The sequence below is a fragment of the Roseospira goensis genome, from assembly GCF_014197795.1.
Lineage (GTDB): Bacteria > Pseudomonadota > Alphaproteobacteria > Rhodospirillales > Rhodospirillaceae > Rhodospira > Rhodospira goensis.
The window spans coordinates 1-18,560 of record NZ_JACIGI010000029.1 but is presented as its reverse complement, the minus strand read 5'-3'; the positions used below and the strand labels follow the sequence as shown (position 1 = coordinate 18,560).

General features: G+C 71.1%; 19 protein-coding genes. 8 read left to right on the top strand and 11 right to left on the bottom strand.

Annotated features, from left to right (window positions below):
* The first annotated feature begins 203 nt into the window (after positions 1 to 203).
* A complete protein-coding gene (gene bchE / locus GGD88_RS14390; RefSeq protein ID WP_184436648.1) occupies positions 204 to 2,003 on the top strand; it encodes a magnesium-protoporphyrin IX monomethyl ester anaerobic oxidative cyclase in 1,800 nt (599 codons plus the stop codon).
* Positions 2,004 to 2,087: 84 nt separating this feature from the next.
* Here the strand turns inward: bchE and GGD88_RS14385 are convergent, their stop codons facing one another.
* From GGD88_RS14385 to GGD88_RS14360, 6 genes are all read right to left on the bottom strand, one after another.
* A complete protein-coding gene (locus tag GGD88_RS14385) occupies positions 2,088 to 2,294 on the bottom strand; it encodes a hypothetical protein (RefSeq protein ID WP_184436647.1) in 207 nt (68 codons plus the stop codon).
* 224 nt (positions 2,295 to 2,518) lie between these two features.
* Positions 2,519 to 3,241 (bottom strand): ABC transporter ATP-binding protein, encoded by a 723-nt coding sequence (locus GGD88_RS14380; protein ID WP_184436645.1) that lies wholly within the window; start codon positions 3,239 to 3,241, stop codon positions 2,519 to 2,521.
* Positions 3,238 to 3,990: an ABC transporter ATP-binding protein gene (locus tag GGD88_RS14375; RefSeq protein WP_184436643.1), complete on the bottom strand. Its 753-nt coding sequence runs from the start codon at positions 3,988 to 3,990 to the stop codon at positions 3,238 to 3,240. The genes GGD88_RS14380 and GGD88_RS14375 overlap by 4 nt, the downstream gene beginning before the upstream one ends.
* Positions 3,987 to 5,012, bottom strand: a complete 1,026-nt coding sequence (locus tag GGD88_RS14370) for a branched-chain amino acid ABC transporter permease (protein WP_184436641.1) — start codon at positions 5,010 to 5,012, stop codon at positions 3,987 to 3,989. Before GGD88_RS14370 ends, GGD88_RS14375 begins: the two co-directional genes overlap by 4 nt.
* On the bottom strand, positions 5,005 to 5,919 hold the full coding sequence (locus GGD88_RS14365; RefSeq protein ID WP_184436639.1) for a branched-chain amino acid ABC transporter permease: 915 nt from the start codon (positions 5,917 to 5,919) through the stop codon (positions 5,005 to 5,007). The genes GGD88_RS14370 and GGD88_RS14365 overlap by 8 nt, the downstream gene beginning before the upstream one ends.
* A 49-nt stretch (positions 5,920 to 5,968) precedes the next feature.
* Entirely contained in the window at positions 5,969 to 7,189 is a 1,221-nt protein-coding gene (locus tag GGD88_RS14360; RefSeq protein ID WP_184436638.1) for an ABC transporter substrate-binding protein, read from the bottom strand.
* Positions 7,190 to 7,530: 341 nt separating this feature from the next.
* On the opposite strand from GGD88_RS14360, the gene GGD88_RS14355 reads away from it, so the two are divergent.
* On the top strand, positions 7,531 to 7,980 hold the full coding sequence (locus GGD88_RS14355) for a host attachment protein (protein WP_184436637.1): 450 nt from the start codon (positions 7,531 to 7,533) through the stop codon (positions 7,978 to 7,980).
* A 16-nt stretch (positions 7,981 to 7,996) separates the two neighbouring features.
* Here the strand turns inward: GGD88_RS14355 and GGD88_RS14350 are convergent, their stop codons facing one another.
* The 3 genes from GGD88_RS14350 to GGD88_RS14340 form a co-directional block, all read right to left on the bottom strand.
* On the bottom strand, positions 7,997 to 8,428 hold the full coding sequence (locus GGD88_RS14350) for a hypothetical protein (protein ID WP_184436636.1): 432 nt from the start codon (positions 8,426 to 8,428) through the stop codon (positions 7,997 to 7,999).
* A gap of 69 nt (positions 8,429 to 8,497) precedes the next feature.
* Positions 8,498 to 9,307: an SDR family NAD(P)-dependent oxidoreductase gene (locus tag GGD88_RS14345; protein WP_184436635.1), complete on the bottom strand. Its 810-nt coding sequence runs from the start codon at positions 9,305 to 9,307 to the stop codon at positions 8,498 to 8,500.
* 192 nt (positions 9,308 to 9,499) lie between these two features.
* Positions 9,500 to 10,288 carry an alpha/beta fold hydrolase gene (locus GGD88_RS14340; protein ID WP_184436634.1) on the bottom strand — a complete coding sequence of 263 codons (789 nt, stop codon included), beginning with the start codon at positions 10,286 to 10,288 and terminating at the stop codon, positions 9,500 to 9,502.
* Positions 10,289 to 10,362: 74 nt separating this feature from the next.
* Between GGD88_RS14340 and GGD88_RS14335 the strand changes: the two genes are divergently transcribed.
* Positions 10,363 to 11,592 carry a glycosyltransferase gene (locus GGD88_RS14335; RefSeq protein WP_184436633.1) on the top strand — a complete coding sequence of 410 codons (1,230 nt, stop codon included), beginning with the start codon at positions 10,363 to 10,365 and terminating at the stop codon, positions 11,590 to 11,592.
* A gap of 144 nt (positions 11,593 to 11,736) precedes the next feature.
* Here the strand turns inward: GGD88_RS14335 and GGD88_RS14330 are convergent, their stop codons facing one another.
* The gene (locus GGD88_RS14330; RefSeq protein WP_184436632.1) at positions 11,737 to 12,486 is read right to left on the bottom strand and encodes a FadR/GntR family transcriptional regulator; all 750 of its coding nucleotides are present in this window, start codon (positions 12,484 to 12,486) and stop codon (positions 11,737 to 11,739) included.
* Positions 12,487 to 12,633: 147 nt separating this feature from the next.
* Between GGD88_RS14330 and acuI the strand changes: the two genes are divergently transcribed.
* A complete protein-coding gene (gene acuI / locus GGD88_RS14325) occupies positions 12,634 to 13,620 on the top strand; it encodes an acrylyl-CoA reductase (NADPH) (RefSeq protein ID WP_184436631.1) in 987 nt (328 codons plus the stop codon).
* 68 nt (positions 13,621 to 13,688) lie between these two features.
* On the opposite strand, the gene GGD88_RS14320 is transcribed toward acuI, so the two are convergent.
* On the bottom strand, positions 13,689 to 15,275 hold the full coding sequence (locus GGD88_RS14320; RefSeq protein ID WP_184436629.1) for a sensor histidine kinase: 1,587 nt from the start codon (positions 15,273 to 15,275) through the stop codon (positions 13,689 to 13,691).
* Positions 15,276 to 15,669: 394 nt separating this feature from the next.
* Here GGD88_RS14320 and GGD88_RS14315 point away from each other — a divergent pair, with 394 nt between their 5' ends.
* The 4 genes from GGD88_RS14315 to GGD88_RS14300 all read left to right on the top strand — a co-directional run bounded on the left by GGD88_RS14315 (position 15,670) and on the right by GGD88_RS14300 (position 18,428).
* Positions 15,670 to 15,930: a BufA1 family periplasmic bufferin-type metallophore gene (locus tag GGD88_RS14315; RefSeq protein ID WP_184436627.1), complete on the top strand. Its 261-nt coding sequence runs from the start codon at positions 15,670 to 15,672 to the stop codon at positions 15,928 to 15,930.
* A 211-nt stretch (positions 15,931 to 16,141) separates the two neighbouring features.
* Positions 16,142 to 17,029 (top strand): MNIO family bufferin maturase, encoded by an 888-nt coding sequence (gene bufB, locus GGD88_RS14310; protein ID WP_184436625.1) that lies wholly within the window; start codon positions 16,142 to 16,144, stop codon positions 17,027 to 17,029.
* Positions 17,029 to 17,913: an HvfC/BufC N-terminal domain-containing protein gene (locus tag GGD88_RS14305; protein WP_184436623.1), complete on the top strand. Its 885-nt coding sequence runs from the start codon at positions 17,029 to 17,031 to the stop codon at positions 17,911 to 17,913. The genes bufB and GGD88_RS14305 overlap by 1 nt, the downstream gene beginning before the upstream one ends.
* Entirely contained in the window at positions 17,910 to 18,428 is a 519-nt protein-coding gene (locus tag GGD88_RS14300; protein ID WP_184436621.1) for a DoxX family protein, read from the top strand. Before GGD88_RS14305 ends, GGD88_RS14300 begins: the two co-directional genes overlap by 4 nt.
* Positions 18,429 to 18,560 lie beyond the last annotated feature (132 nt).

Genomic DNA, 18,560 nt, shown 5'->3' with positions numbered 1-18,560 from the left:
ACGGCGCGGTTGACACGTCTCCAGGCACCGCGGATAATGTGCGATCAGGAATCATCCAATCTCAAGGACTTATCCGGTTGGTCGCAGGGGATTGGCGCACAGACCCCGGTCCTGGCTGATCGCGGCGGCGACGGGCTCCTGTCCGCCGCGCAGTGTCTGTTGCCTGCGCCCGTCATCTCTCATCTGCGTTGGGGAGGCCGCTCATGCGGATCGTTCTGGTCCAGCCCAATTATCACTCCGGCGGGGCCGAAGTGGCCGGCAACTGGTCGCCGGCCTGGGTCGCGTATCTGGCCGGGTACCTGAAGGAAAAGGGCGGCTATACCGACATCCGGTTCATCGATGCGATGACCGACGACATGACCGAGGAGCAGCTCCGCGCCGCGCTCGCCAAGGAACAGCCCGACATCGTCGGCACCACCGCCAACACCCCGGCGATCTACAAGGCCGAGGAAGTGCTGAAGATCGCCCGCGACATGTTCCCGGGGGTGGTCACCGTGCTGGGCGGCATCCATGGCACCTTCATGTACCAACAGGTGCTGCGCGAGGCCCCCTGGATCGACGCCGTGGTGCGCGGCGAGGGCGAGGAGGTGTTCCTCAACCTGGTGCGGTCCGTGGACGCCGGCGAGTGGCCGGGCGCGCGCGGCCAGGTCAAGGGCATCGCCTACGCCGAGGGCGACAAGGTCATCGCCACCCAGGCCGAGACGCCGATCCGCAACGTCGACGACATCGTCGCCGACTGGAGCGTGCTGGACTGGGACAAGTACATCTACATCCCGACCGGAACCCGGGTCGCCACCCCGAACATGGCGCGCGGCTGCCCGTTCACCTGTTCCTTCTGCTCGCAGTGGAAATTCTGGCGCGACTATCGGGTGCGCGACCCCAAGAAGGTGGTCGACGAGATCGAGACCCTGGTGAAGGAGCACAAGGTTGGCTTCTTCATCCTCGCCGACGAGGAACCGACCATCAACAAGCGCGCCTTCGTCGCCTTCTGCGAGGAGCTGAAGGCCCGCAATCTTGGCGTGTTGTGGGGCATCAACACCCGCGTCACCGACGTCTTGCGCGACGAGGACCTGCTGCCGTTCTACCGTGAGGCCGGGCTGGTGCACATCTCGCTTGGCACCGAGGCGGCGGCCCAGCTCAACCTGGACCTGTTCCACAAGGAAACCACGGTGGCCCAGAACAAGAAGGCCATCGACCTGCTGCGCGCGAACGGCATCGTCACCGAGGCCCAGTTCATCGTCGGGCTGGAGAACGAGACGCGCGAGACCATTGAGGAGACCTTCCAGCTCTGCATGGACTGGAACCCGGACATGGCCAACTGGTCCATGTTCACGCCCTGGCCGTTCTCCGACCTGTACCGGGAGATGGGCGACAAGGTCGAGGTCCACGATTTCTCGCAGTACAACTTCGTCACCCCGATCATGAAGCCCAACGCCATAGACCGCGGCGAGCTGCTGGACGCGGTCATGTCGTGCTACCGGCGCTTCTACTCGAAGAAAGCGCTATTCAGCTACCCGTGGGTGCCGGGCGACAAGGTGCGCCGCAAGTACCTGCAGGGCTGCCTCAAGGCCTACATGCTCAGCGCCTTCAAGCGCCAGTTCTACAACCTGGGCAAGGTCGGCTACTGGGGGCCGCACACCATCAAGAAGGTCAAGTTCGCCTTCGACTGGTCGCGCAAGCTGGAGGCCACGCCGGACGCCACCGCCACTGACGGCTGGAAGACCGCCTCCAAGAAGAAGCAGGAGGAGATCGAGGCCGGCATCCGCGCCTATACCGAGGCCGGCAAGCCGCTCGACCGTACCCAGAACCAGGACACCGGGACCAAGGTCATGGCCTGCGGCGGCGGCGACGAGCAGATGAGCGAACACGCCATGCTGTCGGCCATGGGCGGCTGCGGCGGCGGCAACGACCAGCAGCTCTCTGAACACGAGATGGCGGCCGCCATGAAGCCCTGCACCAGCGGCAAGGAACCGGAACTGGAAGAGGCCGGGGCGCGGCGGTAACCCCCCCCAACGGCCCGCGACAACGCCCGCCCCGGTGTCCCGCGACGCCGGGGCGGTTGGCGTTTGGGGTGGACCACAGCGCCCCTACTCCAGCTTCAGGGTCACCCACACCGTGCCGGCGGCGGCCACGAAACAGGCCACGGCCGAGAGGGCCGCGATGATCCCGCCGCCGTCGCCCGGATCGGCGCCCGGATCGGCGCCCAGGGCGGCGACGGCATGCCAGCCCTGCTGCACCCCGAGCACGGCGAACAGGACGGCGACGGCGTAGAAGCTGAGGCGGATGGCGAGCATGGGGACGGACGGGCTCCGGTACGGCGGGTGGCTGCCGCAGGGTTAGCGCGGATCGCGATCAATCGGAACCACGATGTGGTTCGGATTGATCGCGTGACTCCGCGCGACCTATATGAGTCTCAGCCGATTTTTGCGGCAAACCGAAATCGCGCCGCGAGTCCGGTTTGTCGCAATCGGCTGTAATACCGGCCGACGAATGAACCGACTTCATTCAGAGGCCGGTATCAAACCCCCAAATGCCGATGCTGCACGTCGGGCGCGGCCAGCAGGGCCGCCGGCGTGCCGGTCCAGACCACGCGGCCCTTCTCCAGGATCGCCATGCGGTCGGCCACCCGGGCCAGGGCACTGACGGTCTTGTCGATCACCAGGATGGACAGCCCCTCGGCTTTCAGCCGCCCCAGCACGGCCCAGATCTGGTCGCGGATCACGGGCGCCAGGCCCTCGGTGGCCTCGTCCAGGATCAGCAGCGCCGGATTGGTCATCAGCGCCCGGCCGATGGCGAGCATCTGCTGTTCGCCACCGGAGAGCTGCCCGCCCAGGCTGTCGGCGCGTTCGGCCAGGCGCGGGAACAGGCCGTGGACGCGGTCCAGCGTCCAGGGCTCCCCCGTCGCCGAACCGGGCGCAGGCGGCCGGGCGGTCGCCACCAGGGTTTCGCGCACCGTCAGGGTGGGGAACACCCGTCGGCCCTCCGGCACCAGCCCCAGGCCCAGGTGGGCGATGCGGTGCGGCGCCAGCCCCGCCAGGTCACGGCCGCGCCATACGACCCGCCCCGCCGTCGCCGGCATCAGGCCCATGATGGTGCGGACCGTCGTCGTCTTGCCCATGCCGTTGCGGCCCATCAGCGCCACGACCTCCCCCGCCGGCACGGTCAGGTCGACGCCGAACAGCACCGGGGTGCGGCCATAGGCGGCCGCCACCCCCTCCAGGGCGAGCAGCGGCGCGGTCATGTCCCCGCCTCCTCGCCGAGATAGGCAGCGATCACGCGCGCGTCGCCCCGCACCTCGGCCGGCGCGCCGGAGGCCAGCACGCGCCCGCCGTCCAGCACCGTGACCCGGTCGGCCAGGGCGAAGACCACGTCCATGTCGTGCTCGACCAGCAGCATCGCCACCGTGCCCTTCAGCGACCGCAACAGGTCTACCATGCGGTCGGAATCCTCCGCCGCCATGCCGGCCATGGGTTCGTCGAGCAGCAGCAGACGCGGCTCGCCCGCCAGCGCCATCGCCAGTTCCAGCTTGCGCTGATCGCCGTGCGCCAGTGTCGCCGCCGGCCGGCCGGCCAGCGCCGCCAGCCCCACCCGGGCCAGCACGGCGCGCGCCGGGTCGCGCAGGCGGCGGTCGCGGCGCGCATCGGCGAGGAGGCGGAAGCTGTGCCCGGCGTGCGCCTGCACCGCCAGCGCCACGTTGTCCAGGACCGAGAACTCCCCCAGCACCGAGGTGATCTGGAACGACCGCCCCAGCCCCAGCAGCGCCCGTCTGTGCACCGCCAGCCCGGTGATGTCGCGGCCGTCGAACAGGATACGGCCGGCGTCCGGGCGCAACTCGCCGGCGATCTGGGCCACGGCAGTGGTCTTGCCCGCCCCGTTGGGGCCGATGAGGGCGTGCACCTCCCCCGGCATCACGGTCAGCGACAGGCCGTCCGAGGCGGTCACGCCGCCGAAGGACTTGACCAGCCCGACCAGCTCCAGCAGCGGCGTCATGGGTTGCGCTCCGGCCCGCCCGGCGGCCGCTTGCCCAGCAGCAGGCCATGCAGCCCGGCGCGCGCGTACAGCACCACCAGCACCAGCGCCGGCCCGAACACCACGCGCCAGTGCTCGGTGATCCCGGCGAGCAGGTCCTCCAGGCCCACGAACGCCAGCGCCCCCAGCACCGGCCCTACCAGGGTGCCCATGCCGCCCAGGATCACGATCACCAGCAACTCGCCGGAGTGGGTCCAGTGCAACAGGGTGGGCGAAGCGAACTCGGCGTGGTTCACCGCCAGCGCGCCCGACAAGCCGGCGAGCGCCCCGGCCAGGGTGAAGGCCGCCAGACGGTAGCGCGTCACCGGCACCCCCAGCGCCCGCATGCGGCGTTCGTTCTGGCGCGCGCCCTGCAACACCAGGCCGAAGCGGCTGTCCACCAGCCGGCGCAAGGCCAGCAGCACCACCGTCAGCAGGCCCAGGCAGAGATAGTAGAACAGGGTGCGGTCCCCCAGCACGTCGGCCCCGGCCAGGGTGTTGCGGCCCCACAGGAGCAGACCGTCGTCGCCGCCGTAGGCCTCCAGCGAGACCATCAGGAAGTACAGCATCTGGGCGAAGGCCAGGGTGATCATGATGAAGTGCACACCCCCGGTGCGCAGCGACAGCGCCCCGATGACCAGCGCCGCCAGCCCGGAGACCGCCATCGCCAGCGGCCAGACCAGCAGCGCCTCGTTGCTGCCCGACAGGGTGAGGCCGAACAGCACCAGCGGTTCGCCCATGAAGGCGTGATGGGCCAGGATACCGACCACATAGCCCCCCACGCCCACGAACGCGGCATGGCCGAAGCTGACCATCCCGCCGTAGCCCAGGATCAGGTCCAGGCTCACGGCGGCCAGGGCCAGGATCAGCATACGGGTCGCCAGGATGACGTAGAACGGCTCGCCGATCGCCGTCAGCAGCGGCGGCAGCAGCGCGAGCACCAGCAGGGCGACGGCGTAGACGATCAGACGCGGCCGGGCGGAGAGGGGACGACGCTCAACCATGGGCCGGGAACAGTCCCTTGGGCCGCCACACCAGCACGGCCGCCATCAGGATGTAGATCGCCATCGCCGCCAGGCTGGCGCCGGCGCCGTCCGCGGTGGCGTCGTCGGTCACCAGCCGCAGCACCTGGGGCAGGAAGGCGCGGCCCAGGGTGTCCACCAGCCCGACCAGCAGCGCCCCGGCCAGGGCGCCGCGGACGGAGCCGATCCCGCCGATGACGACGACGACGAAGGTCAGGATCAAGATGCTTTCGCCCATGCCGGCCTCGACCGCCAGCAGCGGCCCGGCCATGGCCCCGGCGAGCGCCGCCAGCGCCGCCCCCAGCGCGAACACCCCGGTGTACAGCAGGGCGATGTTGACCCCCAGGGCGTCCGCGGTCTCGCGGTCGCTGGCGCCGGCCCGAATGCGCATGCCCAGGCGGGTGCGGGCGATCAGCCCCCACAGCCCCAGCGCCACCAGCAGCCCCACGGCGATGATGACCAGACGGTAGACCGGATAGGGCACGCCGGGCAGGAGTTCGACGGTGCCGGACAGCGCCTCCGGGATCGCCATGAACAGCGGCTGGCGGCCCCAGAGGATCACCATCAGCTCGTTGAAGAACAGAATCAGGCCGAAGGTCGCCAGCACCTGATCCAGGTGGTCGCGGTCGTACAGGTGGCGCATCACGCCGCGTTCGATGACCGCGCCGACCAGCGCCGCCGCCGGCACGGCTGCCAGCAGGCCGAGCAGGAAGCTGCCCGTGAAGGCGGTGACGGTGGCGGCGACGTAGGCGCCGATCATGTACAGCGAGCCGTGGGCCAGGTTGATGAGGCCCATGATCCCGAACACCAGGGTCAGGCCCGAGGCCATCAGGAACAGCATGACCCCGAGCTGAAGCCCGTTCAGAACCTGTTCGATGAAGAGGAGCATTGGAAATCGAAAGATGGTCGCGGGTCGGTGGTGATCGGAGATCCCTCCCTCACTTCATCGCGCATGCGGCCGCGTAGGCGTCCACGTGATCCTCGAAGATCACGCCTTGGACTTCGTTGCGCAGGGTGCCGTCGGGGTCCATCACCGCCTTGCGCAGGTAGATATCCTGCACCGGGAAGTTGTTGGTGCCGAACCGGAAATCACCGCGCGGGCTGGCGAAGTCGGCCTGCTTGAGCGCGGCCGCGAAGGCGTCCAGATCGGACAGGTCACCGCCGGTGGCCTCCAGCGCGGCCCCGATGGCGAGGGCCGCGTCGTACCCCTGCTGGGAATAGATCGTCGGCACGGCGTCGTATTCCGCCCGGTAGGCCGCGACGAACGCGGCGTTGACCGGCGTGTCCAGGTCCGGGCTCCACTGCGCCGAGTTCAGCATGCCGTCGGCCGCCGCGCCGACGGCGTTGAGCAGCTTGTGATCGGCCGAGAAGCCGGAGCCGATGAGCTGGACGCTCTCGCCCAGGCCCGCCTGGTGGACCTGCTTCATGAAGTTGATGCCCATGCCGCCGGGCAGGAAGAAGAACACGGCGTCCGGCTCCGCATTGCGGATCCCGGCGATCTCGGCGGCGTAGTCCGACTGGCCCAGGGTGGTATAGACCTCGCTCACCACCGTGCCGCCGGTGTAGAAGCGCTTGAAGCCGGCCAGGGCATCCTTTCCGGCCGGATAGTTGGGGGCCAGGATCACCATGCGCTCGAACCCGGCATCGGTGGCGTACTGGCCCATGGCCTCGTGCAGGTTGTCGTTCTGCCAGGCGACGTTGAAGTGGTACGGATGGCAGCCCTTGCCCGCGAGCTGCGACGGCCCGGCATTGGGGCTGACGTAGATCACGCCGTCCTTCACCACCTTGGGGATCACCGCCAGCGCCACGTTCGAGAAGATGATGCCGGTCATGATCTTGACGTCGTCGCGGGTGACGAAGCGTTCGGCGATCTCGCGGCCCTTGCCGGGATCGCGGTCGTCGTCCTCCACCAGCAGGTTGACCGGCACGCCCCCCAGCGCCCCGCCGCCCTGCTTGATCGCGAGCCGGAAGCCGTCGCGCACGTCGGCGCCCAGGTAGCCGGCCTTGGTCGACAGGGTGGTGACCATGCCGATTTTCACGGGGCCGACCTTCGCCGGATCGTCATCGGCGGCCCAGGCGACGGAGGCGGCGGGCGCGGCCAGGGCCAGCGGCACGGACAGCGCGGCCGCCAGGGCGGCGCGCAGAGCGGGCATCGTCATCGGTCGGAGTCCCCCTGTTCGGTCGATCGTGGCGGGCGGCGCGGCTCCGGGGATCCGGGGCCTTGCCGTCCGCGCTGCGGCCAGACATACCGGAAAGCCAATGAGGATGCCAGGGGGCGCCCGCGAGCCGGACGCCGCGCCATGCACGATTGCGGCGCGTCATGGACAACGCCTGGCCGTCGCGTCCATCATGAAGGGTTCGGCCCCAGCCCACGGCCCTGGATCAGTGCACGAGGGCAGACCGTGATCAACCTGACTCACGCCGTGTTTTGGATTGATGATGTGACTCTGCGCTGAATCAAAGAGTTTGGGCGGAGTCACGCCCCGCACGGAGGACGACCATGAGCACGTCGACCACATGGGTTCTGGTGGCGGACGCCACGCGCGCCCGCGTGTTCGAGGCCACGGGACAGCCCCTCGACCTCGCCCGCACGCCGGTTCACGAGATGACGGCCGCGGATCCGCCCAGCCGGGACATCGCCAGCGACCGCCCCGGCCGCACCTTCGAGAGCGTCGGCGATCTGCGCCATGCCAAGGAACCGCCCACCGACCCGCACCGCCACGAAAAACGCCGCTTCGCCCATGCCATTGCCGGGTTGCTGGAGCGGGGCCGCACCACGGCGGCCTTCGATCGGCTGGTGATCGTCGCCCCGCCGCAGATGCTGGGCGACCTGCGCGATGAACTCAGCGACCCGCTGCGGGGCTTGGTCATCGCCGAGGTGGACAAGGACCTGTCGATGCTGCCGCCGCACGACCTGGCCCCCCATCTCGCGGCGCTGATGGCACGCTGAGGGACCGCGCGGCGGCTCACTTCCCAAGCAGGCGGTCGACCTCTTCCTGCGTGAGGCCCGGCCCGCCCTCGGCCGCCGGGTCCACGCCCGCGGGCGCGGCGGCCGGGCTCTCGATGGGCGTTTCGCTGACCCGCAGCGTGCCGGGCGCCAAGGTGGTCAGCCGGGCCAGAAGCGCCCGCACCTTGCGCACGCGCTGGCCGCTGATGTCCTGGAAGGCGCAGGACTCGATGATGGCCTCGATGCGCAGCCGCATGGCGTCGTCCGGCGCGCGTTCCAACAGCAGTTCGGCCAGCCCCAGGATGCGCGTCGCGGCGCGGTCCTGCTCCGCCAGCACCGCATCGAGCTGAGTCACGGCCGCACGCAGTGCCCCATCGACCGCACGCGGGTCCGTCAGGGCGGGCGGCGGCCGCCGCCCCGCAGCATTGAGCCGGTCCGGCCCCCGGGCCATGTCTTGCTCCCCGTGCCCCGGCGTCAGTGGTGGGCCGTGTCGTTCCACGGCCCCTGGAAAGGCAGCACCCTACTGCGCGGTCCAGCCGCCGTCCACGGGGAGAACGACCCCAGTGATGTTATGGGCGACGGGATGACACAACCAAGTCGTAACCGCGCCGATCTCTTTCGGGTCAGAGGTGCGAAGCGAAGGTTGCTTTTCACTCAACAGACTGCGTATTCCGGCTGCTCTGTCACCGCCCAGTTCGGCCGCCCGCGCCTGAATCTGCGGCTCGATGATCGCGGTCTCGGTCCAGCCCGGGGCGATGCAGTTCACGGTGACCCCGCCGCGGGCGCGATCCCCGGCGTCCGCGTACTCCAGCGCCGCCACCTTGCTCAGGCCCACCAGCCCGAACTTGGCCGAGACATAGGGCGCCTTGTGCTTCGAGGCGACCAGGCCGTGCACCGACGCGACGTTGACCACTCGACCATAGCCGCGCTCGGCCATCGTCGGCAGCGCGCGACGCAGGGTATGGAACGCCGCCGACAGGTTGACGTCGAGAATCGCGGACCAGGTCTCGGGCGGCACCTCGGCCAGCGGCGCGGTCTTCTGGATGCCGGCGTTGTTGACCAGGACGTCGGCACCGCCCCAGCGCGCCACCCCGTCCATCAGGGCGTCGATGCCGGCCGCCGCGCGCAGGTCGTGATCGAAGAAGCACACTTCGGGCGCCCCGGCCGCCGTCACCGCGTCCATGGCGGCCTCGGCGGTGGCCGAATCGGCCAGACCGTGGACCGCCACGCGGGCGCCGGCCGCGCCCAAAGCCTCGGCGATGGCCAGCCCGATGCCCTGCACCGACCCGGTGACCAACGCGGTCTTGCCTTCCAGATAACGTTCGCTCACGGCGACGGATCCTCCTCAAGGGTGTTCAGCAGCGCCGGCGCGTCCGGCCGCAACCGGACGCTGCGCCACAACCATGTGGCGACAGTCAAAGGTGTCGTGTCCTCCCGGCCTTGGTGGTCGTGAGGCGGTCCGTTCGCACCGGCCGGCCGGCATGATGCGGCAGCGTGCCGCGGGAAGGCAACGGTGCGGCCGTCACGGCACCCCGTGCAGCGCCCCGTCCAGCACCCGCTCCAGGCGGGCCAGATCGTGCGGCTCGGACAGGCGGTGGTCGCCCTCCTTGACCAGAGTCAGGTCCACGTCCGGGCTCTCCAGCCGGTCCATCAGGCGCCGGCCGGTCTCCCACGGCACCGAGTCGTCCTTCATGCCCTGGATCAGCCGCACCGGGCAGCGGATCGGGATCGGTCCGCCCAGCAGCAGGTGGTCGCGGCCCTCGTCGATCAGGCGCTTGGTGATCGGGTAGGGCGCATCGCCGTAGTCCGAAGGCACCTGCAGCACGCCGTCCCGCGCCAGGGTCTCGCGCGCCGCGTCGTCGAACACCGACCACATCAGGTCCTCGGTGAAGTCCGGCGCCGCGGCGATGCCGACCAGGGCCGCCACCCGGTCCGGCCGGGCCAACGCCGCCAGCAGCATGAGCCACCCGCCCATCGAACTGCCCACCAGAACCTGTGGCCCCTCGGTGAGGTGGTCGAGCACCTGCACGACATCGTCGGCCCAGGCCCCGATGGTGCCGTCCTCGAAGCGACCGTCGGACTGCCCGTGGCCGCGCTGGTCGAAGCGCACGAAGGCGCGGCCGGTGCGGCGCGCCCAGGCCTCCAGGAAGGTGGCCTTGCCGCCGGTCATGTCCGACATGAAGCCATGGATGAACACGACGCCCGGCCCCTTGCCGGACACGGAGTGATAGGCGATGGTGGCGCCGTCCGGCCGGGTCAGGCGGCGCGGCGCGGCGGCGGCAGCGGCGGCGGACGGGGATTCCTGAGACATGGACGCTCCTTTCCGATAGCGGGACCGGGGGGCGGGACCGGGGGGCGGGACCGGGGGGCGGGTGCGAGGGTGGCGTGGCGGCGCACGGTAACACCGAGGGGACGGCGGGCCAAACCGCGGCCGCGCGCACCGGCGCGCCGGTCGTCCTTCAGGTCGTGCCGGCCCTGGAGACGGGCGGCGTCGAGCGCGGCACCGTGGACATCGCCGAGGGCCTGACGGCCGCCGGCTGGGGCGCCCTGGTGGCGTCGTCCGGCGGGCGGCTGGAGCGCGACCTGGACCGCTGCGGCGCCGCGCATGTCTCAGTGCCGCTGGCCACCAAGCGCCCGCTGGCCCTGCGCCGCAACGCCGGCCGTCTCGCCCGCCTGATCGACAGCCGCGGTGTCTCGCTGGTCCATGCCCGCAGCCGGGCGCCGGCCTGGAGCGCGCTGTGGGCGGCGCGCGCCGCCGGCATCCCGCTCGTCACCACCTTTCACGGCACCTACACGCGCGGGCCGTTCGGGATCAAGACGCCCTACAACCGCGTCATGACCCAGGGCGACCGGGTGATCGCCATCTCCCGCTTCATCGCCCGCCACATCCGCCAGCACTACCACACCCCGCCCGAGCGCCTGCGCGTCATCCCGCGCGGCGTCGACCTGCGCCGGTTCGCGCCCGAGGCGGTCAGCGAGCACCGCATCGCCCGACTGGCGACCCAGTGGCGTCTTCCCGACGACGCCCCGGTGGTGCTGATGCCGGGCCGCCTGACCCGGTGGAAGGGCCAGACCCTGCTGATCGAAGCCATGGCGCGACTGAACCGGCCCGGCGTGCGCTGCCTGCTGGTGGGCTCGGATCAGGGCCGCGCCGGCTACCGGCGGACGCTGGAGGAGCTGATCGCCCGTCACGGCCTGGGCGGACAGGTCCACATCCTGGAGCAGTGCGACGACATGCCGGCGGCCTACCGGCTCGCCACCGTGGTGGTCTCGGCCTCGCTGGAGCCCGAAGCCTTCGGCCGGGTGCCGGCGGAGGCGCAGGCGCTGGGCCGCATCGTGCTGGCGCCACGCCACGGGGCGGCGCCGGAAATCGTGGAGAGCGGGGTGTCGGGCTGGCTGTTCGAACCCGGGAACGCCGTCAGCCTGGCCGATCACCTCGCCCTGGCCCTGGACCTGGACGAGGCCACCTACGACGCCATGGCCTGGCGCGGCATGATGCAGACCCGGCGTGCGTTCTCCAAGGAGGCCATGATCCGCCAGACCCTGGCGGTCTACCGCGAGCTGCTGGACGGGGAGCCGCCGGCCGCGGAGACGCTGTGGCGCGACCCGGCCTGACCCCGGCGGCGGTGCGCGGCCCCGACCGCTGCCACCGCCCCCTTCGTCTCGTACTGCACGGCAGACCGCCGACCGGCCATGCCACCCTGCGGGCCACCCTGCGGAGCGGTCCATGCAGTGGGGGCCGCGTGCCAACCCAAGGCTTCACCGATCCGGCTCTCGGCCCGGCCGTCGTCGCATCTGGGCCTCGCCCGCCCGCTCGCCGACATAGGCCATGAGCGCCCCCATGGCGGCTTCGGCCGCGTCCGCGTCGCCGGCCTCGATGGCCGCCAGAATCGCCGCGTGATGCGCGACGATCCGTGGCCGCGCCCGGACGCGATGGATGATCATGTTGAGGACCGGCTGCAACGCCTCGACCACCCCGACCATCTGCACGCCGAGCATGGCATTGCCCGTGGCTTCCACCACGGCCCGGTGAAACCGCACGTCGGCGGCACAGAAGTCCTCGTCGGACAGGGCCGGATCGCGCTGCTCGGCCAGGGCCGCCCGCAACGCCTCCAGGTCGGCCGGACCGCGCCGGGTAGCCGCCAGGCGGGCGCAGACCCGCTCCAGCACGTCGCGCGCCTCGGCCACGTCGGCGAGCGTCACCGCATCCATGCCGACCATCAGCGTGACCATCATGCGCAGGCTGTCGCGGGCCTCGGTCAGGCCGATTCGGTTGACGAACGTCCCGCCGGCGGGGCCGCGCCGGGACCGGATCAGGTTCTGCGCCGCCAGCCGCTTGAGGGCCTCGCGGATGGTCGGGCGCGAGACGCCGTAGCGCGCCGCCAGGTCGGTCTCGGTCGGCAGCCGCTCGTCCACCGACAGGTCGCCGGTCAGGATCGCCGTTCGCAGCGAGTCCGCGATCTGGCGGGCAAGGCCATCGCGGTTCAAGGGCTGATAGTCGAGCGCCATGGCGATATCCTCTCCCGGGTCCCACCCCATCTGGCCAGCCGGCCACACGGACCGTCAATCGGCATTCCCGTATTTGTTTGACAAATAGAGGGCCGGTGCGCACCGTCGGGACCGTGCCCGGCACCACACAAGGAGGGAGGTTGCGCGATGTTCAAGGCCATTCTGCTGACCCGGACCGAGGACAAGGCGACCCAGGCCGCCGTCACCGAGGTCGACGAGGCCGACCTGCCCGAAGGCGACGTCACGGTCGCGGTCAGTCACTCGACGCTGAACTACAAGGACGGGCTGGCGATCACCGGCAAGGGACCGGTGGTGCGATCCTGGCCGATGATCCCGGGCATCGACTTCGCCGGCACGGTCACCGAGAGCGCGCATCCCGACTTCAAGGCCGGGGACGCCGTGGTCCTGAACGGCTGGGGCATCGGCGAAACCCGCTGGGGCGGGCTGGGCGCGGTGGCGCGGGTACCCGGCGACTGGCTGGTGCCGCTGCCGGCCGCCTTCACGCCGGCGCAGGCCATGGCGATCGGCACGGCGGGCTACACCGCCGCGCTGGCGGTGCTGGAGTTGGACCGCCAGGGGGTCACACCGGACAAGGGGCCGGTCCTGGTGACCGGCGCCAGCGGCGGCCTCGGCGGCGTCGCCATCGCCCTGCTGGCGAAGCGCGGCTTCGAGGTGGTGGCGCTGACCGGCCGCACCCAGGAGGAGGGCTATCTCAAGAGCCTGGGGGCGGCCGCCGTCATGGACCGCGCCGAGTACGCCGGCCCGGCCAAGCCGTTGGCCAAGGAACGCTGGGCCGGCGCCGTGGACGCCGTGGGCAGCCACACCCTGGCCAACGTGCTCTCCCAGGTGAAGTACTTCGGCACCGTCGCCGCCTGCGGCCTGGCCGGCGGCATGGACCTGCCCACCTCGGTGGCGCCGTTCATCCTGCGCGGCGTCAAGCTGTGCGGCATCGAGAGTGTCTACATGCCCAAGCCGGAGCGGCTGGCGGCCTACGAGCTGCTGGCGCGCGACCTCGATCCGAACCACCTGACGGCCATGACGGACGAGATCGGCCTCAGCGAGGCGATCCCGGCGGCGGCGCGCCTGATGGAGGGGCAGGTGCGCGGGCGCCTGGTGGTCGACATCGCCCGCTGAGCCGGGACCGGCCATCGCGACCGGTCGTCCGCCCGGCCGGGCGGCCCCTCTGACGGAGGGGCCGGTGCTCACGACTCCGCGGCCGGGGCGGCATCGGTGCCGGCGGCGCCCTCGGCGTCGGTTTCCATCCCGTCCGGCATGGCCAGGCTGAACGTGAAGGCGGCGCCGCTGCGGCCGTCAGAGGTCACGGTCAGGGTGCCGCCGTGCCGCTCGACGATGCGCTTGCACAGGGCGAGGCCGATGCCCGTCCCTTCGTAGTCGGCCGGCCCGTGCAGGCGCTGGAACACCCCGAAGATCCGGCCCTGGTACTCCGGCGCGATTCCGATTCCGTTGTCGACGACGCTGATCCGCCAGCGAACGCCGACCTGGACAACCTCAATCCACACGTCGGGCTCCCGCGCGGGGTGCCGGTACTTGATGGCATTGCCGATCAGGTTCTGGAACAGGACCGTCGCCTGGGCCGGATCGACGGCGACCATCGGCAGGTCGTCGGGCACCTGCACGCGGGCCCCGGTCTCCTCGATCGGACCGCGCAGGTTGGCGACGGCCCCGGTCACGATCCGCGTCAGCGAGACGGCCGTGACGCTGCGTTCCGCGGTCGTCAGCCGGGAGTACTCCAACAGCGCGTGGATCTGGCGGCTGAGTCGCTTGGCCCCGTCGATGGAATAGGTGATGAACTCGCGGGCCTCGTCGTCGAGGCGGGGCCCGTAGCGGGTCTGCAACAGCCCGAGAAAACCGGAGATGGTCCGCAACGGCGCCTGAAGGTCATGGGAGGCGGCATAGGCGAACTGCTCCAGGTCCTGGTTGGATCGGCTCAGGTCCTGGTTCATGGATTCCAGTCGCCGGGTGCGCTCGGCCACCGCCCGTTCAAGCTGCGCGTGGCTGTCGCGCAGCACCGCCAGGCGGTGCGCGTCGGCCCGATGGCTGAACCAGAGGGCCGTTGCCAGCCCGATCAGCAGCAGGCTGATGATGATGGCGCCCAGGACCTCGTGTCGGAAGGTCTGCGGAACCCGAAAGACCTCCAGGATCTGCGCCTGCGGCGTCGACAGGCCGATGGTCCAGGCTTCGTCATGCACCCGCACCGAGGTATAGGCGGCGTACTCGCGCCCCTTCTCGGGCAGCCAGATATACCAGGTGGTGCCGCTGCCGGCGTTCTGGACCGCCGCGACCAGCTCTTCGTAGTGGGCCGCCCCGTATCGGGCCTGAAGCGCGAAGACCTCGGCGATCTCCTTGCCGAAGTAGCTGCGGGGGAAATCCAGGCTTTCGTCGAACACGACGTAGTTCCGGTTATAGATCCAGGCATCGCCATCGGCCCCGAGCTGGATCGGGTCGATGAACAGGCGCAGCGCCTCGCGCTCCGCCTGCTGGACGCTGATCCCGTCCTCGTTGATGCGTTCGTCGAGCCACGCCTGCGTCGCGCGCGCGGCCGTGTCGACGATCTGGCCTTCCAGCGCCAGCCACGAGTCGATCGCCGCCCGCCGGCGCTGGGCGTCCCGATCCAGGACATGCAGCCAGAGGGCCGAAATCACCATCAGGAGAGCCAGGACCAGGCAGACCGCCAGGGCGCGACTGCCGAGGCGGAAGCCGCCGCGCCAGCGCCCCCCGTCCGGGTCGGCCCGTCTGCCCTCTGCATCCTGCCCCGACGCCTTGCCCATTGCTCCCAGGCTCTTCCAGCACGACGGCGCCGCCGCCCTGCCCGCCCCCCTTTGCCGTCACGACACCGATCCTGCGGGTACTGTGCGGGTCGGGACAACGCTGCACAAGCGCAGGATGCACGCCTGTGTCGGCGGTCACACGTCGGTCGCTGTCCCCGCCCGCACCGGTCGCCCGGCGATCTGCAAGAAGCATGGCAGCCATGCCCTCAGGCCATGCCTTCCGGCTATGGAAAGGATGGCGCATCGGCATTTCCGTCTCGCGCCGGCGTCGCGCAGGGTGAAGGCGTGATCGGTGGCGGCCGCGACCGGACCCGCCGCACCGCCGCCAAGGCCCCACGACGCGGGGCGTATCCCGCCCGGATCGCCTCCCCGTCGCACCCAGGAGAGACCGACCATGACGTCCACCGACAAGTTCGCCCTCGTCGCCGCCGCCATGACCGCCGCCGTCGCCCTGGCCGCGCCGACCGCCGTCAGCGCCGCCGAGATGGAGAAGTGCTACGGCGTGGCCAAGGCCGGCCACAACGATTGCCAGACCGCCTCGTCGTCCTGTGCCGGCTCCTCGAAGGTGGACGGGCAGGGCGACGCCTTCGTGGCCGTGCCCGAGGGCACCTGCGACAAGCTCGTCGGCGGCAGCCTGGAACCCAAGAGCTCGTAGCGCGGATCGCGATCAATGTCTGGATCGCAGCCGATTATCGCGACAAACCGAAATCGCGCCGCGATCCGTCTCCTCCTCGCATCGTGACCCCGCGCCCCAGGGCAAGGCCGGGCGGGGCGGGCCGCTGTCGCGTGGTCCGCCCCCCCTCTTCACGCCCCCCTTGCCGCCCCCTTTCCACGCCTGGGGCGCCGCATCGCGACCGGAGCCCGCCATGCCCATAGCCTCGCCCACCCCGTCGTACCCCGAGGCCGTCCTCCCCCGGACCGCCGTGGGCGTCGGACTCAAGCCGAGCCACATCGCCGCGCTGCTGGACGACCCCGGACCGGTTCGGTGGGTCGAGGTGCACGCCGAGAACTACATGCAGGACGGCGGCCCCCTGCACCGGGCGCTGGAGGCGGTGCGCCGCGAACACCCGCTGTCGGTGCACGGAGTCGGCCTGTCGCTGGGCGGCGCCCACGACCTCGACACCGCCCACCTGGCCCGGCTGGCCGGCGTTGTCGCGCGGTATGAGCCCGCCCTCGTGTCGGAGCACCTGGCCTGGTGCGGCGTGCCCGGCGCCTTCCTGAACGACCTGCTGCCGGTGCCCTGCACCACCGAGGCGCTCGACATCGTCGCGCGCCACGTGGACCAGACCCAGGCGGCGCTCGGCCGTCCAATCCTGGTCGAGAACCCGTCGCGTTACTTCGCCTTTCGCATCCAGGACATGGACGAGCCGGCGTTCCTGTCCGCCCTGGTGCGGCGCACCGGCTGCGGCCTGCTGCTGGATCTGAACAATGTCGTCGTCAGCGCCCGCAACCTGGGCTTCGACCCGAGCGCCTATGTGGCGGCGCTGCCGCTGGAGGCGGTCGGCGAGATCCACCTCGCCGGTCACGCCGTGCGCGTCGTCGACGGCGTCGAAATCCGCATCGACGACCACGGCAGCGCGGTCGGCGACGCGGTCCTCGCCCTGTACGCCGAGACGCTGCGCCGGACCGGACCCCGCCCGACGCTGGTCGAGCGCGACACCGACATTCCCCCGTGGCCGGACCTGGCAGCGGAGGCCGGCCGCGTCGCCACCGTCATGACGCAGGTCCTGGCGGCGCGTCCGGACCCGGTGTGATGCCGTCGCTGGCCGACATCCAGCGCACCCTCGCCGGTGCGGTGCGCGGGGAGGACGACACCCCCCTCGCCGGTCTTGTCGCGGGCCATGGGCTCGACCCGGCGCAGCGCGTGCAGATCCATCGCAACACCACGCACCTGACACTGACGGAGGCCCTGGGCGCCAATTTCCCGGTGGTGCGCGCGCTGGTGGGCGAGGCGTTCTTCGCGCAGACCGCGCGGGCCTACATCCGCCAGACCCCGCCGAACTCGCCCGTGGTGTCGGCCTATGGGGACGGCCTGCCCGACTTCCTGGCCGGCCATGAGCCGGCGCGGTCGCTGCCCTATCTGCCCGACGTGGCGCGGCTGGAGTGGGCCCGGCTGGGAGCGCTCCAGGCGGCGGACGCCGCGCCGGTCGCCCCGGCCACCCTTGGCGCGGTGCCGCCCGCCTTGGTCCCGATGGCCCGCTGCGCCGTGCACCCGTCGTTCCGATGCGTGGTCTCGCCCTGGCCGGTGGATCGCATCTGGGCGATGCACCAGCCGGACTGGCCCGAGGGCGAGACCGTCTCGCTCGACGAGGGCGGCGCCACGGTGCTGATCTGTCGCCCGCGCGGGCAGGTGCTGATGGCGCGGGCGGACCGGGGCACCCTGTCGCTGCTGTTCGCCCTGGAGATGGGCCAGACGCTGGCGACGGCCGCGCAGGCCGCGGCCCACGCCGCAGCCCACAGCGCCAGGTCCACACCGGATGGGGCCGCGGACGGCTTCGATCTGACCGCCGCCCTGGCCCGCCTGGTGTCGCTGGGGCTGCTGACCGAGGTGGCGGTGCCGCAGACCGCCGACGGATCCACGCCCTGCGACCCGCTCATGAGCCGTGCCACCCCGCCACCGGAGCCGCCGTCGCCATGACCAGCCCCCAGCCCCCTGCGCCCGCCTCCCCCGCCGGCAGCGCCGACGGTCGCGCCGTCCCGTCGCATCCCCTGGCCGCGGTCTGGTGCGCCACAACGCGCGGCGCCGACCGGGTGCCCGCCTGGACCATCGGCCTCCTGGCCCGCCTCGGTCTGGCCGGCGTGTTCTGGCGCTCGGGCCAGACCAAGGTGTCCGGCTGGGAGATCACCGACACCACCTACTTCCTGTTCCAGGACGAGTACGCGGTGCCGCTGCTACCCCCCGACCTGGCCGCCCAGCTCGCCACCACCGCCGAGCATGTGTTCCCGGTGCTGCTGGTCCTGGGTCTGTTCACGCGCCTGTCGGCCCTGGGCCTGCTGGTCATGACGGCCGTGATCCAGGTCTTCGTCTACCCCGGCAACTGGCCGGAGCACGCCCTGTGGGCCACCGCCTTGCTGTTGCTGATTCTGCGCGGGCCGGGGCCGCTCTCGCTGGACCATCTCCTGGGCCGCTGGTGGCGGGCGCGGCGGCGCTAGCGACGATCGCGGTCAGTGGATGAGTCGCGGCCGATTATTTGGTTCATGACGGAAAATCGGGGAGGGGCGGACAACGGGACGGTCTGACACACTGGTAGTTGCGACACGACACAGACTGCCAGGGAGGCCCCG

What these genes read in the sequence shown, in the direction of transcription:
- GGD88_RS14355 (WP_184436637.1), top strand. Translation starts at nt 7,531, where the DNA reads ATGAGCACGTCGACCACATGGGTTCTGGTGGCGGACGCCACGCGCGCC.
- GGD88_RS14320 (WP_184436629.1), bottom strand. Translation starts at nt 15,275, where the DNA reads ATGGGCAAGGCGTCGGGGCAGGATGCAGAGGGCAGACGGGCCGACCCG.
- GGD88_RS14315 (WP_184436627.1), top strand. Translation starts at nt 15,670, where the DNA reads ATGACGTCCACCGACAAGTTCGCCCTCGTCGCCGCCGCCATGACCGCC.
- GGD88_RS14360 (WP_184436638.1), bottom strand. Translation starts at nt 7,189, where the DNA reads ATGACGATGCCCGCTCTGCGCGCCGCCCTGGCGGCCGCGCTGTCCGTG.
- GGD88_RS14385 (WP_184436647.1), bottom strand. Translation starts at nt 2,294, where the DNA reads ATGCTCGCCATCCGCCTCAGCTTCTACGCCGTCGCCGTCCTGTTCGCC.
- GGD88_RS14350 (WP_184436636.1), bottom strand. Translation starts at nt 8,428, where the DNA reads ATGGCCCGGGGGCCGGACCGGCTCAATGCTGCGGGGCGGCGGCCGCCG.
- GGD88_RS14375 (WP_184436643.1), bottom strand. Translation starts at nt 3,990, where the DNA reads ATGACGCCGCTGCTGGAGCTGGTCGGGCTGGTCAAGTCCTTCGGCGGC.
- bchE (WP_184436648.1), top strand. Translation starts at nt 204, where the DNA reads ATGCGGATCGTTCTGGTCCAGCCCAATTATCACTCCGGCGGGGCCGAA.
- GGD88_RS14370 (WP_184436641.1), bottom strand. Translation starts at nt 5,012, where the DNA reads ATGGTTGAGCGTCGTCCCCTCTCCGCCCGGCCGCGTCTGATCGTCTAC.
- GGD88_RS14365 (WP_184436639.1), bottom strand. Translation starts at nt 5,919, where the DNA reads ATGCTCCTCTTCATCGAACAGGTTCTGAACGGGCTTCAGCTCGGGGTC.
- bufB (WP_184436625.1), top strand. Translation starts at nt 16,142, where the DNA reads ATGCCCATAGCCTCGCCCACCCCGTCGTACCCCGAGGCCGTCCTCCCC.
- GGD88_RS14380 (WP_184436645.1), bottom strand. Translation starts at nt 3,241, where the DNA reads ATGACCGCGCCGCTGCTCGCCCTGGAGGGGGTGGCGGCCGCCTATGGC.
- GGD88_RS14305 (WP_184436623.1), top strand. Translation starts at nt 17,029, where the DNA reads ATGCCGTCGCTGGCCGACATCCAGCGCACCCTCGCCGGTGCGGTGCGC.
- GGD88_RS14340 (WP_184436634.1), bottom strand. Translation starts at nt 10,288, where the DNA reads ATGTCTCAGGAATCCCCGTCCGCCGCCGCTGCCGCCGCCGCGCCGCGC.
- GGD88_RS14330 (WP_184436632.1), bottom strand. Translation starts at nt 12,486, where the DNA reads ATGGCGCTCGACTATCAGCCCTTGAACCGCGATGGCCTTGCCCGCCAG.
- GGD88_RS14300 (WP_184436621.1), top strand. Translation starts at nt 17,910, where the DNA reads ATGACCAGCCCCCAGCCCCCTGCGCCCGCCTCCCCCGCCGGCAGCGCC.
- acuI (WP_184436631.1), top strand. Translation starts at nt 12,634, where the DNA reads ATGTTCAAGGCCATTCTGCTGACCCGGACCGAGGACAAGGCGACCCAG.